Genomic DNA, 16,271 nt, shown 5'->3' on the forward strand with positions numbered 1-16,271 from the left:
TAGTTAGTTCAGGCTTATTTTATCAAACCCAGAGGGTATTTTGAAAGGATAACGTAAATCTTCATTTAAATTTATAGACTTAAAAGCCATCTCAATAATGGTTTCTTCACCATCTTCCAAAACTAAAATTTTTAAGTTTTCTGGCAAACTTTGCTTATCTACTTCTTGATAATTTAGGTAGTCAATTTCTAAAAATCGCGATGTATCACCTGTTTGTGCCAATTGCTGTGAATCTATTTTAAAATGTGACGGATTTATAATATAAAATAATTCAAAGAGTCTTAATTGTTCTTTTGGTTGAAATAAATAAGCATTGTTATGAATGGACATATTATAAGTTGACTTATCTAATTCAAACAAAGCATCACCCAATAATAAATTTTGAACTTTTTTAAAATCTAATTCAGTACCTAGTAAATCACTTAAGTAGCTAAAATCGCCATCAAAATAGGTGTTGTCCAGTTTATTATAAAAGCTTACTTTTTCAGGAGTGATTTTGGCACGAATGAGGTTCAAAGCTGAATTAAGCCAAATTACTTGGTCTTTTTGAATTCTCATGGTAATTGTATGTGATTGTGACTTATTCTCTTGAGTATAGACAACTTTTACCTTGGATTGAAGTGTCTTGAAATTAGCAGATTTTTTAGCATTGGCTTTTATCACTTCTTTTGAGGACAAGCCTAAATTGCTTTGTCCGTCTGTAATAGTTTTAGCAGATTTACAACCTGAAACAAGTACTAAAAGCACTCCAAACACAGCAATTATATTAAGTCTTATGTTCATTGTCAATTTGAGGATTCTAATTGTTTAGCTTTATCACTAAACGTTTTTGCCTTTACAGTATTGTTTAAAAGTGTATAAGCCACACTCATTTGCTGATAAAAATCGGCTTCCATTTGGTCGTCTTCAATAATATAATCCAATCCTGTTTCCAATGATTCTAGAGCTTCATTAGGTTTTTTTAATTCATTAAGCGCCACACCATTTATTAGGTAAAAAACAGGTTGCGATGGAAATTTTGTAAGGGTTTCCCGACTCACGGATTCGGCTTCTTCAAAATTTTTCAAATCTAATTGCAACAACAAAATATTTCTTAAAATTCCAAAATTGTCACTATCAAGTTTTAGAGCTTTTTGATAATAATTAAGTGCTTTATCCTTCTCGCCTTTTTTTAAAAAATATTGAGCAACTTCCAAGTAAGACGTCCCATTATTATCTTCAGTAATAATAGAGGTTGTTTCAACAAGGTCATTTTCATATTCTGGGTTAGCTGCAACAAACTTTACAAAATCTGCCAATACCATCATTTTTGCATCAGGCTTTATTCTGGAACTTTGTAAAACAATTTTCATGGATTCTATAGCTTTATCAGCATCTTCATTGTCTAGATAAAACTTGTATAAAGCCAAATGTACCAATTGTGAGTTGGGTTTTATTTCCAATAACTTTTTTGCAGTCTCAAAAGCTTTTTCTTTTTCACCATTTTCACTGTACCTGTAAATCAAAGCCAAGTAATTAGACTCTTCATCAGGATTGTCTTCAACACGCTCCTCAAGGTTTTCTATTTGTTCCTTTTTTCTGCCTGTTGCTGCATAAATTTGATTTCTTATGATATCTCTAGTCATTGATAAGCCTAGTTCGGCATCCATCTCATCTAAAACTTTTAACGCTTCATCATAGTTCTTCGTCTTAACATATAAAGTTGCAAGATCTTCCTTATAATCAGGGTGATACTTTACTAACTGTTTTACTGTTTTTATAGCCTTGTCATAATCATCTTGCTGCGCATAAACATCATAAAGTTCGTCCAGGTACCATTCATTATCAGGCTCCATTTTAACCGCTTTTTTTAATGCGTCTTCTGCCTCACCAAAGTTTTTTAGTTTGTTATAATTTTTACCTAGTTCATAATAAAAAACGGATTGTGAATCGTCAATATCAATGCATTTTAGAAGAGCGGTAACCGCACGATCATAATTTTCAATGCCTTTTTGTTTAAGTGCCTCAAAGAAATATTCTTGTTTGTTATCTTCAACTTCGCCTAAATCGTCATCAGGGGTTTTATTATAATCTATTTGGGCAAAATTAGTTTGGGGAACTAAAAATAGTCCAAAAAGAAAGAAAAAAATGTAGGTTTTATGTTTCATATATGAGGTTCTTACCTGTAATCAGAACAACAGTTCAAAATTTATTCCAAAACGGAATAGTCACCAATACTGATTTTTGAAAAATCGCCATCAAATATAGCATGGTTACCAATCATAGCTTCATCTAAATTAGCGTTTTTAATTGTTGTATGGGTTTGAATTAAGCTATTTTTAACGGTTGAAGACTCGATAGTACTATTATCACCAATTGACACAAAGGGTCCAATTGTTGAATCTTTTAAAATAACATTCTTACCAATATAACACGGTTGCACAATTTTGGAGTTTTCAATTTTTAAACAAGGTGCTATAAGCTGTTCACCATCATCCTGTAAAAACCCAAGCATCTTAGCATTGGTTTCAACTGTAACCGTTTTATTTCCACAATCCATCCATTCATCAACTTGGCCAGTTTTAAAAATCTTTCCTTTAGCCATCATACCTTTTATACCATCATTTATTTGGTACTCACCTCCATTTACAATATTATTATCTAAAACATGTTGTAATTCCTCTTTTAAAACGGAAACATCTTTAAAGTAGTATATACCAATAACCGCCAAGTCACTAACAAAGAATTTAGGCTTTTCAACTAGCTCAACAATTTCGTTTTTATCATTAAGCTTTACGACACCATAGGCTTCTGGTTGGTCTACTTTTTTTACCCAAATTACAGAATCTGCTTCTTGGTCTAAATTGAAATCAGCTCTAATCAACGTATCAGCATATGCAATTACAGCTGGTCCAGACAACGAATCCTTGGCGCACATTATAGCGTGTCCAGTGCCTAAAGGTTTGTCTTGCCTGTAAATAGATGGTTTTGCACCTAACGATTCGGCTAAAGCCTTTAAACTACTTACAACGTCATCGCCAAAAAAAGCAAGATCACCTAATACAAATGCAATCTCATCAATTGGCTGATTAATAACTTTAGCTATGTCTTTTACCAATCTATGAACAATGGGTTCGCCTGCTACTGGAATTAATGGTTTTGGAACTGTTAAACTATGAGGTCTTAATCGTGAACCTCGTCCTGCCATTGGTACTATTATTTTCATTATTTTATGCCTGCGAAAGCAGGTATCTTTTTAATTAAACTTTATTCCTATAAAAATAGAAATCTCTTTATTACTTTCTTAATGTATTAAAATTCAGATTCCAATTAGTACTTAAATCTGACCAATTTGGATTCATTTCTTCTATTAGTTCTATCTTCCAATCTCTTTTCCATTTTTTGAATTGTTTTTCTCTCTTTATTGCATCAAATCCTTCTTCAAACTCTTCAAAATAAACCAATTTATTACAATTATATCTAGAGGTGAATGCTTTGGGGTAAACTTTCAATTTATGCTCTTTTACTCGCTCCTCAATATTATCTGTTACTCCAATATACAAAACCCCTTTTGGTTTGTTTGCCATAATATAGACCTGCCAAAGTTTCATTTTTACTTATAACTAGATTCCTGCCTCCGCAGGAATTATTTTACACCAGTACTGCCAAACCCACCTTCTCCTCTAGCTGTTTCACTTAAGTTTTCTACCTCTTCCCATTCAGTACGTTCATGTTTGGCTATTACTAATTGAGCTATGCGTTCTCCATTATCTATGGTAAAGTCTTCATTTGATAAATTTACCAAAATGACACCAACTTCACCTCGATAATCAGCGTCAATAGTGCCTGGCGCATTAAGTACTGTAATGCCTTTTTTAGCGGCTAAACCACTTCTTGGTCTTACTTGTGCTTCAATACCTACTGGTAATTCTATAAATAAACCTGTGCCTACTATACTTCGTTCCAGTGGTTTTAAAACTCGTGGCTCTGAAATACTCGCGCGTAAGTCCATTCCTGCCGAAGCAATAGTTTCATAATGTGGTAACGCGTGATTAGATTTATTGATTATTTTTATTTTCATTTTTTTCGATTTCTGATTCTAATAAATTGATGATAGATAATATTTTTTTTCTTAAAACTGGACCTTCTATAAAAATGCCCCTCATATAGCCGTATACATATACCAATAAGTTTTCATATTTATCTGACTCTATTACTTGAAGCAGGTTTTGTTTAAACTCTAAACGTTCATCTATTGAACTTTCTTTGGTATTGTATGAAATATTAAAATTAATTTTAGAGCGCTCTATTTGAAAGGGGTAAAGATTATTTTGGGTAAACCCCATAGTATTTGTTTCTTCTTCTTTATAATCATTTAACAAATCCTGAATTCTAGCGATTTTTATTTTTAAAGAGTCATTAGAAATCAACTCAATCTTTCCTGAATTAATAACTGAATTATAAATACCTTGAAATGGATCAAAGGTATAATTATTATTAATGATTTGATTCAAACTTCTCAAACTATCTAAAGATAGTTCTCTTGGGTTAGAAGTCATCATTGTTTCAATAGCTTCTTTTCGCTTTAAGTGAAATCTATAGGCACTATCAAAATTTGTGAGATTTTCATTGAACTCTTTATGAAGGCTTTTAAGCACTTTTAATTCTTCTCTTTTTAATTGCCGATTATTGTTCCAGTTATTGACTTGAAGCGCCAATAGAATACCAATCATCACTAAAATAATTTCGCCAATGGCATACTTTAAATAACGCCCTGTTTGATTGTCATTTACAAGTTGCTTGCGCATTTTATTGAAGAATTTTATCATGTATTAACGCTTTAAAAATTGCTTTATAATCGTTTTTTCAGAATAACTAACAATTCCCAAAAATACAATTAAGAGGCTAATACCTATGACATTATAGTCTCTAAATTGATAAAAACTTATAAACGAAAACATAACTGACACAAACAAATACAATGCTATTTTCTTGATATTATAAGGTATTGGGTAATATTTTCTCCCATAGTAGTATGATAATACCATCATAACTGCATAAGCAGCTAAAGTTGCAATTGCAGAGGCTTTATAACTGAATGCTTTTATAAATAAAATATTAATTGCTAATGTGATTATAGCGCCTATAGCCGAAATATAAGCACCGAATTTTGTTCTGTCAGTTATTTTGTACCAAACCGATAAGTTATGATAAATGCCTAAACAGAAATTGGCTAAAAGTATAATAGGCACAACCCACATAGCTTCCCAGTAATCTTCACTTCTAACTATAAATGGTTTTATGAAATCCGCAAAAACAACAACGGTCAGGAATATCACTGAACCAACTGCAACAAAAAACTCTAATATTCTGGCGTAGTTTTTTTGTGGGTTTTCTGAATTAGCATGACTGAAAAAGAAAGGCTCAATTCCTAATCTATAAGCTGTTGCAAACAGTGTCATAAACAGTGCTAGTTTATAGCAAGCAGAATACATACCTATTTGCGTTTCGGCAATATTCTCTGGTAATAATTCTTTTAACAAAATCCTATCAAATGTTTCATTGATGGAAAAAGCCACGCCTGCAATGAGCACGGGATAAGCATAACGCATCATATGTTTCCACAACTGTTTATCAAAAGTGAACTTTACTTTAACATAAAAGGATGCCATTAACAACAGGGTTAATGCACTTGCTATTAAGTTAGCTATGAAAATATAGCTGATTTCAAAATTAGGCTTATAGATTGTTTCGAAAATATTATCATCTGTTGCTAAATCTTTTAACGCTAATAGGAAAAATAAATTAAGCCCCAAATTTACTGCAACATTCAAGATTTTAATTACAGCATAGCGCATAGGTTTCTGCGTAGCACGTAACCATGCAAAAGGAATAATGACCAATGCATCTAGTAGAAGAATCCAAATTACAAGATTGATATATTTAACGTTAATATCAATGAATTCAGCTATCTGACTTTGAAATAGTAACGCTAATATAAAGAAACCGAAAGAAGAAATAACCAAAGAAATAGTAGATGTACCTACAACGCTGTCTTTATTTTGTTCTTTGTTATAATATCGAAAAAAGGCTGTTTCCATACCATAAGCCAAAACCACATTAAACAAGACAAACCAAGAAAAAATAACATTAACCTGACCATATTCTGCCACAGAAGATAAAACGCCTTTGGTAGTGTAAAGTGGCACTAATAGAAAGCTTAACATTCGTGGCAATACTGTTGCTAAACCATAAATGACTGTTTGTTTAAAAAGAGTTTTTAATGCCGCCAAAAGTTCGTGTTTATTCTGCTAAAAATACGTTTTTAGTAAACGCTAACCAAAGATTAGTTATTCTTCGTTAGGAGGTCTTCTTGGGTAGTATTCAGCCTGCTTTTCTATAATACTATCAAGCTTTAAATATTTTATTTTATCTTTTTCATAATAGCTAATCACACATTCATTGGATTCTAGTTGATGAGGAAAAATATTTCCATATTCATCTAGCAATTCACCACTCATTTTTATGTCTGATTTTTGATTTAAAGCTGATTTAAAACTGGCTATATATCCTATTTTTGCTGGTGTGAGTTTTGCTTTTAATCCTCGAAAATAAGCACTGTCAAAAACAACATGTTTTTTATTTTCTTTTACAATCATATATAAATGATATCCTGATCCACCACCTTGAACACCTGCAATCCATTTTTGAAAAAACACATCCCCTAGAACAAAGGATGGTTTTGTTTCAAACTCAACAAATCCTTGATTATTATTTGTTTTAGAGCTTGAACATTGTGTAAGACTTGTGGTGAAAAAAAACAAGCTCAATGCATACGGTATTAACTTGAATTTCATTTGTTTTAATTTCTTAAGATTAATAAATATACAATTTCAAAATTAATACCATAAAAAAAGCCTTACTCGTAAGTAAGGCTTAATAATATTATTATAAATGCTCAATCAAGTTCAGCATGACAATTAATTGTTTAACGCTTCCGATTGGATTGGAACATTTGACTTCGCTTTCGCTTCGCCTAATTGTTCAATGCTTCCGCACCACCAACAATTTCAAGGATTTCGTTAGTAATCGCTGCTTGACGTGCTTTGTTATAAGTCAGTTTTAATTGATCTCTTAATTCAGTAGCATTATCAGTTGCTTTATGCATTGCTGTCATACGTGCTCCATGTTCGCTAGCAAACGAATCTCTAATACCTTTAAACAACTGCGTTTTTAAAGATTTTGGAATTAATTGCTCAACGATTTCAAGTTTTGATGGCTCAAAAATATAATCAAGATTTGTATTTACTTCACCTTCAACAGGAACAATTGGCAAAAATTGTTCTCTAGTAACAATTTGTGTCGCAGCATTCTTGAATCGGTTGTAAACTATCTCAATTCTATCATACTCACCTTCAACAAATTTATCCATCAACATTTGAGCAATTTCTGCTACATTATCGAATGTTAAATCATCAAAAATTTCACTTTTATTAGCAATAACCTTCTTTGACTTCTTCAATGCATCATTAGCTTTTTTACCAATTACTAAATAAGACACATTCTTATTAGCATAGGTTTCTGAAGTCAACTTTGTTACTTCCTTTATAATATTGGAATTAAATGCTCCAGCCAATCCTCTGTTAGATGTTATAGCTACGATAAGTACATTCTTTACTTCACGTTGCTCGGAGAATTTACTTCCAGAATCTGCATCTAAAGTTGCACTTAAGCTTTGTAAAAGTTCAGTTAACTTATCTGCATAAGGACGCATAGCAGTAATAGCATCTTGAGCCTTCTTTAATTTTGCAGCAGATACCATTTTCATGGCACTGGTAATCTGCATGGTAGAAGACACCGATGATATTCTGTTACGTATTTCTTTTAAATTTGCCATCTGTTCTTTTTGAGATCCTGAAACTAGTTCAGGATGACATTAAACTTATTAAGCTCTAAACTTTCCTGATAAATCTTTTGCTACAGCTATTAACGTATCTGTAACCTCATCAGTTAATTTACCTGATTTTAAAGTATCTAAAATACCTCTATGTTTTGCGTTTAAGAATTCAATGAAATCTCTTTCAAATTCTTTTACCTTTTCAACTGGCACATCTCTTAATAAGTTTTTAGAACCTGCATAAATGATTGCAATTTGGTCTTCAACTGTATAAGGATCATTTTGTGCTTGCTTTAAGATTTCAACGTTACGTTTACCTTTTTCAATTACATTTAATGTAGCTGCATCTAAATCTGAACCAAACTTCGCAAACGCTTCTAATTCACGGAACTGCGCTTGGTCTAATTTTAATGTACCTGCTACTTTTTTCATAGACTTAATCTGTGCGTTACCACCAACACGTGATACTGAAATACCTACGTTAATCGCTGGACGAACACCAGAGTTAAATAAATCACCATCCAAGAAAATTTGTCCATCGGTAATCGAAATTACGTTTGTTGGAATATAAGCTGATACGTCACCTGCTTGTGTTTCAATAATTGGTAAGGCTGTTAATGAACCTCCACCTTTTACCATTGGCTTTAGGCTGTCTGGTAAATCGTTCATTTCTTTAGCAATATTATCGTCATTAATTACCTTTGCTGAACGCTCTAATAAACGTGAGTGTAAGTAGAAAACGTCTCCAGGATACGCCTCACGTCCTGGTGGACGACGTAATAATAACGATACCTCACGGTAAGCTACCGCTTGTTTAGATAAATCATCATAAATAATTAAAGCCGGACGACCAGTATCTCTAAAATACTCACCAATTGCAGCACCTGCCATTGGAGCATATACTTGCATTGGAGCTGGATCTGATGCGTTTGCTGCAACAATAGTTGTATAGGCTAATGCACCTTTTTCTTCTAGTGTTTTAGCAATGTTTGCAACCGTAGATGCTTTTTGACCTACAGCAACATATATACAATATACAGGCTCACCTGCATCGTAAAACTCTTTTTGATTAATAATGGTGTCAATACAAACAGTTGTCTTACCTGTTTGACGGTCACCAATTACCAACTCACGTTGACCACGACCAACCGGAATCATGGCGTCAATAGACTTAATACCTGTTTGTAATGGTTCAGTTACTGGCTCACGATAAATTACACCAGGCGCTTTACGCTCTAATGGCATTTCAAAAGTTTCACCTGTTATTGGACCTTTACCATCAATTGGCGTTCCTAATGTATCTACTACACGACCAACAATACCCTCACCTACGTTAATAGATGCAATACGGTTAGTACGTTTTACAGTCGAACCTTCCATTACTTCTTTAGAGTGTCCTAGTAATACGATACCAACATTATCTTCTTCTAGGTTAAGAACAATTCCTTCTAAACCGCCGTCGAATTCTACTAACTCACCATATTGTGCATTAGATAATCCGTAAGCACGTACAATTCCGTCACCTACGGTTAACACTGTTCCTACTTCGTCTAGAGAAGCTCCTGCTTCAAAACCCGAAAGTTGTTGCTTTAAGATTGCTGATATTTCAGCTGGTTTTACTTCTGCCATCTTTGTTTATTTAGATTTTAGATGCTATACATTAGGCTTTTAATGCCTAACAATTAAGCTTTAATTTAATTTCCTATTTTAATATTTACTCCTGAACCATTATTAGAACTCTCGTTGATAATGATTGTTGTATTATTTAATCTATCAGAAAAAGCCGTTCCGTATTTCTCAATTAATCGATTAACCTTTTCATCATTTAAAGATCCGTCATTATTAACTACATTGGCTTTATATAAATCTGAAATTATACCTTTATACGTTTTTCCCTTGATTTCATACTTTAGGTCTTTTCCTAAAAAACTCACTTCTGTAAAAACAAGATTCCCATCAGGGTTTGATTGGGTTCTTGGTTCTTCTCCAGGGATTTTGACTAGCTTTATAAAAATAATTTCACTTTCGTTAGAATTATAAAGCGAACAAACACCATCAAACATACCACACTCTTGATATGTTAACCACTGTTCTCCATCAACTAAAACATTACCTTTCTTTAGCTTCACTTTTTGAGCGGACACATTAAATGAAACCGCCAAAATCAATACTGTAAGTAACGTTTTAATTAATCTCATTTTAGTTTAGAGAAAATTCTCTTTTTAACTTGTTTAAATTATTTTGAATACTCGCATTGTATTCAACGTCACCAATACGTAAAATGAAACCGCCTAAAATATCTTCATCAATTACATTTTTTACTGTAACCGCCTTATTGGTTAAGTCTTTAATTTTGGCCAACACTTTCATTTCAATATCATTAGTCATTGGAATAGCTGTAGTTACTACAGCACTTTCTTGACCAATTTGAATATTGTATAGCTTTGAATATTGAGTAGCTACTTGCTCAACTAGTTCCATGCGCTTGTTTTCTAAAAGCACATTGAAAAGTTCCTTTGTAATTGTGTTTGAGTTTGGAAAAGCTTGTAAAAGAATAGTTTTCTTTACTTCAGCTTTTACTACTTCATTTTTTAAAGCTTCGCCTAATTCTTTATTATCTGAAATGGCATTTGCAATAGCTTGCATATCGCCATTAACAGCATCAGCAGACTGTTTATCAGTTGCTAAACTTAATACCGCTTTCGCGTATCGTATTGCTGCTCTTGTTCCTGCCATTATACTTTAGTTTAAAGTTGCTTCACCTAACATAGACTCAACAAGTTTCATTTGTTTGTCTTTATTAGATAATTCTTCGCGAACCACTTTTTCTGCAATTTCAATTGATAAGCTAGCTACTTGCGTTTTTAATTCAGCAATGGCAGCTTTCTTTTCAGTTTCTATAGATGCTTGTGCAGCAGCAACTAATTTATTTGCTTCTTCTTTAGCATCAGTTTTTGCGTCTTCAATCATTTTAGCTTTCATTTCACGTGCTTCTTTTAACATGGCCTCACGTTCTAATCTAGCTTCTTTTAATAGCTTTTCGTTATCCGCTTGAAGGTTTTGCATATCTAATTTTGCTTTTTCAGCAGAATCTAATGCTTCTCTAATACCTTCTTCTCTACTATTAACTGAATCCAATATTGGCTTCCAAGCAAATTTTCTTAATAGAAAGATAAGTGCTATAAATAACACTGCTTGCCAAAAAAACAACCCTAATGAAAAGTCTTCAAATAATTTTTCCATAATATATTATCTCTAAAATATTTCAGTTTAATTTTTTAAAAGAACAGTTATAACCAACCGTTACAACTGTTCTTTAGTTTTGATTTAGTTTACTGCGAATAAAGCAGCAAACCCAATACCTTCAATTAAAGCGGCTGCAATAAGCATCGCTGTTTGAATTTTACCTGTAGCTTCAGGTTGACGTGCAATTGCTTCCATTGCAGAACCACCGATTCTTCCGATACCGATACCTGCTCCAATTACTACTAAACCTGCTCCTACGATTGCTGGAATTTCCATAAAATATATAATTAAAAATTAAACATTCAATTTAATAATCACTATCTAGTGATCGTCATGCTCTTCAACAGCCATACCGAAGTATAATGCTGAAAGCACTGTAAATATATACGCCTGTAATGCTGCTACTAATAATTCTAGTATTGCTAATACAAACGCCAACATAAATGATAATCCGCTTCCTAACCAATTTTGGAATAAAAATACCATTCCTATAATACTCATTAATACTACGTGACCTGCTGTAATGTTAGCATACAAACGAATCATTAAGGCGAAAGGCTTAATAATTGTTCCTAACAATTCAATAGGTGCTAAAATAATTTTCATTGGCACTGGCACGCCTGGCATCCAGAAAATATGCTTCCAATAATTTTTATTACCAGAAAATGTAGTGATTAAGTAAGTGATTAAAGCTAAACATAATGTAACTGCAATGTTGTTAGTTACATTCATACCAATTGGTGTTAAGCCAAATAAATTTACTATCCACACAAAAAAGAACACCGTTAATAAATAACTCATGTACCTTTTATAGTGCTTTTCTCCAATATTTGGTCTAGCTATTTCATCTCTAACATACAGTACAATTGGCTCCAAGAAACGACCAGTTCCTTTTGGCAAACCACCATTTTTCTTGTAAGATTTTGCCATACGGCTAAACATAAAGAACATAATAGCAAATACCATCATAATCATCAATACGTTTTTAGTAATCGAAAAATCTAAAGGCTTTTCATTTGTTGCGTGATGTTCTTCGTCATATTTAATAGTTCCTTCGGCATCTGTTTTGTAAATTTTACTGTGGTAAACTTTGTAGTAGTTACCATCCACTTCTGCTACAGACTCACCATGATGAAATTTAGATGATGAAAACACCTTCAATCCGCCATCCCAAAGAATTACCGGTAATGGAAAACCAAAATGCTTTTCCTCGCCAGAATCTGACGTCCAAGAAAATAAATTAAAATCGTAAGAGTCTTTTAAGTGATGCTGAATGTAAGCTTTTACTTCAGACTTTCTATCGCTACCAGAATCGGAATGACCGTGTTCTTCTTGACCATAAGTAACAAATGATACTAAAAGTAGTAATAGGGTAATTGTTTTTACAGTTATTTTTCTTCGCATATCAAGCTTTCTAATAGTGGCTTAAAAATCGCTGCAAAGGTAGGTTTTTATCTCAAAAACAAAAACTATTTTTTATTTTATTTTACGGGTTGATTTTTAAGGGTTTTAACCCAACTTATTTAACCATTTTGAAAGGCTTGTAGTTTCAATAATAAGGCAAACAACATAGGGAACAAAAAATGCAGCAAATTCCATTTTTGTTATGGTATTATCAGCCTTATAAAAAGGATAAAAAACAATGAAGAATACTATAAATTTCAGAAAGCTTCCAAACATAAATATAAATCCTAACTGACTTTGATATTTATGCTTCAATAAAAGCATTGCTAGGTAAATAATAATAGCTAAAACAAAATTTACAATATATGCTGAAATAATTCGGTTATCAAACAAAGGTAAATCAATGAAGAGGAGTACTGATAAATGTATGGCAAAAACTACCAACATTAATAAAGCTAAAATTCCAGAAAATTTTAGAATGTTTTGCGTCATTAATATTTGATTCTATTAACTTGTTTTAAAACCACGTAAAAAGAAATTGCTACGCCAAGTAAGGTTAAAATAATTGTGTAGAGTTTTTCGCCTTGATTGTACTCGCCATCCAACCATTTACCCAGTAGTGCAAACAAATAGATTGTAACACCCATTTGAATAGCGATTCCGGAAAGAATGGCTACGTTTTTAAGCTGTTCTTTCGGACCCTTCTCTTTTTTCTGGTGTTGTTGTTTGTCTTTCACCTTTGTTGAATTCTTTAACAGCGCCTTTCATTGTACAATTGACATTGAATGTTGCCCCTGGCTCTACGGCCAATTTACCTAAAACCACTTCGCCTTCAATATGAGCTGTTGATTTTAATGTTAAGGTTCCTGAAAGAGTAAGTTTTCCAGAAAATTTACCTTCAAAATAAGCATCGGTTCCCACCAATGTTCCTTTAACAAAACCTGATTTCCCAACAACTATTTTGCCTGGTGAGCGCAAGTTTCCTTCAACATTGCCATCAATCCTAAAGTCGCCATCACTAACTAAATCACCTATCACTTTAGTTCCTTGTGCAATTATGTTTTGATTAGATGTACTTTCGTTTGTTGGTCTATCTTTTTTATTTTCTGAAAACATAACTTATATATTTAATTAGTTATTCAATGTTTAAATAGGCATCCATATTTTTGTGAACCTGAATGATTTTGTAATTGGTTGATGAAGCCGCAAAATGTTGGTGAACAATATTGTCCTTTTTCTTTTCGGTAAGAGCATCGGCATATCCCAAAGCTCCTTCTTTACTTGTTAATCCATGAACAACAACAAATGTTGTGGTTGGGTCGTATAAATCAACTGACAAGGACAAGTCAAAAACATTTACTTTATCTATTTCTTTTTGAAGTTTTTCAGTGAAATCTGTAACAGTTTCTTCCGATGGATTATCAAAATAATACACCAGTTTATAGTTCTTTTCCTCTGGGTTGTCTACAAAATCTTTAGTGCCTAGTTTAGGCAAAAGTTCATCAGTAATAGTTTGCGCTTGTGCTCCTTCGGGTGTGTTAGCATAATTATAAGCAATATAGGCAATGGCTTTACTATACTCTTCAAAGCCCAATAGACGCCCTTTTGCATTAGCTTTTAAAAGCTCAAATTTTGGCACTATTTTTTCGCCTTCAAATACAGATATATACTTGTTGCTTTCGTCTATTACGTATTGGTAATTTTGATTTTTAAGCTCTCGATATAGTCTGTTGTAAACATTCTCTGGACTACTATCATCTTCAGCAAGCGCAGACTCCGGATTGAGTAAAATAGCTGCATAACGCGAATCTGGATAATTGTTTATGATGTCGTTTTTCACACCTTCAGATTGGGTATTATATCCTTGTAGTTCATAAATTTTATACAAGTTATATTTTGAAGGCAGGATTAGTTTCTCATCTGGGCTTGAACCTAACAAGGTTTGAAACTTGTCTTTAGACAAATCGTACTCCTTGAATTTTTCTTTATAAATAAGTCCTAATTGATAGTAAGCTAAATTTCTTTCGGCTTTAATGCTGTCAATTTTTACTGGGTCCGTTGGTATTTGATCCATATAATATTGCGGGTCAAATAGTTCGCTATCTGTTTCTACTTGAGCCAAATCAGTGACTTCATTTTTTGAAGATGATTTTATCTCACTTCCCCATCGCCAATTGTCCTCTAACTCTCTATCACCCCAAATTTTCTTAAACTCATTTTTACCATATGCAATTGTTGATGTGTTGTAAAAATAAAAAGTTGGTACGCCTCCAGGTGTTGGACCTCCAATATTTTTACCAACAGACTTAACACCTGCAGGATTACTTGAATTTACCGTAACAAGACCTTGATTACGTTCAGCTATTTCCTGTTTTTCTTTTTCTTCTTGAGCTGCCAGTTTTAAAGATTCTGTATATTCTAAAAAGTACGCATTTCTATCGGCTTCAGACATGTTAGTTAAAATCAAAATACTATCATTACGAAATGCCATGTCTTCATAAAGAATCACATCGTCCAGATTATCACGTTTACGTTTAATGATTCTGTATGGTTTGCTATTTTCCCTCATATTGAGCATGGTACTATCGTAATAAGCTCCGGCAATTTTGTATTCGGTATAATCAAAAAAGATGTCTCCTAAATTTTCATAGTTTTTAGAAACCAATATCTTATCAGTAGGGTTTGTCCTTAAAGATTTATTATAAAACTCTACTGCGAGAGAATCTGATGCGTTTTTTAGATGATACTCTGCAATTTGATAATATATCTTACTTAAAAAGGGTCTGTTTTCTCTATTTGCTTCAAGCTCATACAATAATTCAATCAAAGCTTCTTTATCCTCATTAGTGAAATCAAAATTTCTTGCTTTACCTACATAAGCTGCAATTAAATAAGCCCTTGGCGTTTTTCGGTTTAATTCTATAACCTTGTCAAAAGCTAAATTGGCACTGTCTTTTTGGTTGAGCCTGTTATATAGTTGCCCTTGTATAAATCTGTAACGACCTCTTTCATCATGACTTTTGGTGGCTTTAGCTGCAATTTTCAATTGCCAAACAGCACTATCAAGTGATTTGGTATTAATGTATGCTTGAGCAAGCATAGATGTCGCATCTGCCAAGTCTTGACCTTCCAACTCTTCTTGGTACATTAAGGTTTTAAGATTCTTGATAGCCAATTCATCGTTCTCGAGGCGAATATTTGTTTTTTCTCGCCAAATTCGAGCGTGATTAATATTATCACTAGCTGGATATTTGTAAAGAATGTAATTAAAAGCTTGTAAAGCGGGTACAAAACGTTGGTCAAAATATCTGGCTTTACCCAAAAGCAGATAAGCTTCATCAATTTGAGGGTTCTTCTCCTTACCCTTGATATTCATTCCGTGTTTCTGAATAGCCTTAATCGCTTTTTCTTCAGCTCGTTCAAAATTCTCATTTTTAGATTGACCAGGAAGTAATATCTCTTCAGAAATCTGCATGCGTTCTATTGGAAGTATTTCCCAATAATTATCATCATAAGATTCGTTTACTGTTTTCCTACCCTCTTCTAAAGCTAGATAACCATTGTAAAGCGTATTGTATTCAGCAGTAACGGCATGATAGTTTCGGCTCAAGAAACTATCCTTTTTTCTAGAACAACCAGAAAAAACGATCGCAATAACCAAAAAAGTGACTATTATTTTAAAAGATGCTTTCAACGTTGGTTTGTTTATTCTTATTAACTATAAACGCCTGCTATTATTATGCAG

The 16,271-nt window shown here is 32.9% G+C and carries 19 protein-coding genes; all 19 read right to left on the minus strand.

Annotation, left to right across the window (positions count from 1 at the left end; translation table 11 throughout):
• Window positions 1-3: 3 nt before the first annotated feature.
• The 19 genes from HGK31_RS02715 to porW all read right to left on the minus strand — a co-directional run bounded on the left by HGK31_RS02715 (window position 4) and on the right by porW (window position 16,220).
• The gene (locus HGK31_RS02715) at window positions 4-783 is read right to left on the minus strand and encodes a DUF4292 domain-containing protein (protein ID WP_104735052.1); all 780 of its coding nucleotides are present in this window, start codon (window positions 781-783) and stop codon (window positions 4-6) included.
• Between the two features lie 2 nt (window positions 784-785).
• A complete protein-coding gene (locus HGK31_RS02720) occupies window positions 786-2,147 on the minus strand; it encodes a tetratricopeptide repeat protein (protein WP_191858377.1) in 1,362 nt (453 codons plus the stop codon).
• A 41-nt stretch (window positions 2,148-2,188) separates the two neighbouring features.
• A complete protein-coding gene (locus HGK31_RS02725) occupies window positions 2,189-3,205 on the minus strand; it encodes a sugar phosphate nucleotidyltransferase (protein ID WP_191858378.1) in 1,017 nt (338 codons plus the stop codon).
• Between the two features lie 70 nt (window positions 3,206-3,275).
• Window positions 3,276-3,590: a GIY-YIG nuclease family protein gene (locus HGK31_RS02730; protein ID WP_233450959.1), complete on the minus strand. Its 315-nt coding sequence runs from the start codon at window positions 3,588-3,590 to the stop codon at window positions 3,276-3,278.
• A 35-nt stretch (window positions 3,591-3,625) separates the two neighbouring features.
• On the minus strand, window positions 3,626-4,060 hold the full coding sequence (gene dut, locus HGK31_RS02735; RefSeq protein WP_191858379.1) for a dUTP diphosphatase: 435 nt from the start codon (window positions 4,058-4,060) through the stop codon (window positions 3,626-3,628).
• On the minus strand, window positions 4,038-4,808 hold the full coding sequence (locus tag HGK31_RS02740) for a DUF6090 family protein (protein ID WP_191858380.1): 771 nt from the start codon (window positions 4,806-4,808) through the stop codon (window positions 4,038-4,040). The genes dut and HGK31_RS02740 overlap by 23 nt, the downstream gene beginning before the upstream one ends.
• Before the next feature lie 3 nt (window positions 4,809-4,811).
• The gene (locus tag HGK31_RS02745) at window positions 4,812-6,272 is read right to left on the minus strand and encodes an oligosaccharide flippase family protein (RefSeq protein ID WP_191858381.1); all 1,461 of its coding nucleotides are present in this window, start codon (window positions 6,270-6,272) and stop codon (window positions 4,812-4,814) included.
• 57 nt (window positions 6,273-6,329) lie between these two features.
• Window positions 6,330-6,836 carry a hypothetical protein gene (locus HGK31_RS02750; RefSeq protein WP_191858382.1) on the minus strand — a complete coding sequence of 169 codons (507 nt, stop codon included), beginning with the start codon at window positions 6,834-6,836 and terminating at the stop codon, window positions 6,330-6,332.
• Window positions 6,837-7,015: 179 nt separating this feature from the next.
• Window positions 7,016-7,876 (minus strand): ATP synthase F1 subunit gamma, encoded by an 861-nt coding sequence (gene atpG / locus HGK31_RS02755; protein ID WP_104735059.1) that lies wholly within the window; start codon window positions 7,874-7,876, stop codon window positions 7,016-7,018.
• Window positions 7,877-7,924: 48 nt separating this feature from the next.
• Window positions 7,925-9,505, minus strand: coding sequence for a F0F1 ATP synthase subunit alpha (gene atpA, locus HGK31_RS02760; protein WP_191858383.1), 1,581 nt, complete (start codon window positions 9,503-9,505; stop codon window positions 7,925-7,927).
• Between the two features lie 65 nt (window positions 9,506-9,570).
• On the minus strand, window positions 9,571-10,074 hold the full coding sequence (locus HGK31_RS02765) for a hypothetical protein (protein WP_191858384.1): 504 nt from the start codon (window positions 10,072-10,074) through the stop codon (window positions 9,571-9,573).
• Window position 10,075: 1 nt separating this feature from the next.
• Complete coding sequence (gene atpH / locus HGK31_RS02770; RefSeq protein WP_191858385.1) at window positions 10,076-10,612, minus strand: ATP synthase F1 subunit delta; 537 nt, start codon at window positions 10,610-10,612, stop codon at window positions 10,076-10,078.
• Between the two features lie 6 nt (window positions 10,613-10,618).
• A complete protein-coding gene (locus HGK31_RS02775; RefSeq protein WP_191858386.1) occupies window positions 10,619-11,119 on the minus strand; it encodes a F0F1 ATP synthase subunit B in 501 nt (166 codons plus the stop codon).
• A gap of 84 nt (window positions 11,120-11,203) precedes the next feature.
• Window positions 11,204-11,398, minus strand: a complete 195-nt coding sequence (atpE, locus tag HGK31_RS02780; RefSeq protein ID WP_104735064.1) for an ATP synthase F0 subunit C — start codon at window positions 11,396-11,398, stop codon at window positions 11,204-11,206.
• Window positions 11,399-11,443: 45 nt separating this feature from the next.
• The gene (gene atpB, locus HGK31_RS02785; RefSeq protein WP_191858387.1) at window positions 11,444-12,526 is read right to left on the minus strand and encodes a F0F1 ATP synthase subunit A; all 1,083 of its coding nucleotides are present in this window, start codon (window positions 12,524-12,526) and stop codon (window positions 11,444-11,446) included.
• A gap of 105 nt (window positions 12,527-12,631) precedes the next feature.
• Entirely contained in the window at window positions 12,632-13,018 is a 387-nt protein-coding gene (locus HGK31_RS02790; RefSeq protein WP_104735066.1) for a DUF6168 family protein, read from the minus strand.
• Window positions 13,018-13,263: an AtpZ/AtpI family protein gene (locus tag HGK31_RS14715; protein ID WP_317169716.1), complete on the minus strand. Its 246-nt coding sequence runs from the start codon at window positions 13,261-13,263 to the stop codon at window positions 13,018-13,020. Before HGK31_RS14715 ends, HGK31_RS02790 begins: the two co-directional genes overlap by 1 nt.
• Window positions 13,208-13,642, minus strand: coding sequence for a bactofilin family protein (locus HGK31_RS02800; RefSeq protein WP_104735067.1), 435 nt, complete (start codon window positions 13,640-13,642; stop codon window positions 13,208-13,210). Before HGK31_RS02800 ends, HGK31_RS14715 begins: the two co-directional genes overlap by 56 nt.
• Window positions 13,643-13,661: 19 nt before the next feature.
• Window positions 13,662-16,220: a type IX secretion system periplasmic lipoprotein PorW/SprE gene (gene porW, locus HGK31_RS02805; protein WP_191858388.1), complete on the minus strand. Its 2,559-nt coding sequence runs from the start codon at window positions 16,218-16,220 to the stop codon at window positions 13,662-13,664.
• Between the last annotated feature and the right edge of the window lie 51 nt (window positions 16,221-16,271).

The organism is Hanstruepera ponticola, assembly GCF_012931685.1.
Classification (GTDB): Bacteria; Bacteroidota; Bacteroidia; order Flavobacteriales; family Flavobacteriaceae; genus Hanstruepera; species Hanstruepera ponticola.